A 496-nucleotide genomic window follows, 5' to 3' on the forward strand; every position below is an offset into this window, starting at 1 on the left:
AAAATATCCTGTAACGTTCACCTTATCGTCACAAATGGCTTGGTGTAAACTCAAGAGATGTCTTTGGAGATAATACTTCCTGTTGTGATCATTTGTTCCTATTTCTATGTCATTGTGATATTCTCCAAGATCCTCTCCATATCCATTCTCAGTGATCATAACTTCAGGATCACCATAGTTGTCTTTAATATACTTCAAAAGGTATCTCAAACCTTTTGAATATACATCCAATTTGCCACCAGCAGGCTTGCTACCAATTTTGTATTGATCCACATTCTTGCTATCCCAATCAACAAGAGAATCAGTAGTCCAACTAGGACTCTTAGGATCTGGATTAATATTTTTTGCAAACATTGAAGTATAATAATTCATTCCTACAAAATCTGTTGAATCTTTAAGTAGTTTCTTCTCTGCTTCTGTGAACTTTGGTAATCTATGACCAACTCTATCTTTCATTGACTGTGGATAATCTCCATAAGTTGTTGGAGCCAAATGC

Annotated in this window: 1 protein-coding gene; it reads right to left on the reverse strand. The window is 35.3% G+C overall.

Annotation, left to right across the window (positions count from 1 at the left end; all coding sequences use genetic code 11):
• Nucleotides 1-496, reverse strand: a 496-nt coding sequence (locus ASD35_RS26380; RefSeq protein WP_157275327.1) for a family 1 glycosylhydrolase, incomplete at both ends; no start/stop codon positions are given.

This window comes from Pelomonas sp. Root1444 (assembly GCF_001426885.1).
In the GTDB taxonomy this organism is placed as follows: Bacteria; Pseudomonadota; Gammaproteobacteria; order Burkholderiales; family Burkholderiaceae_C; genus Pelomonas.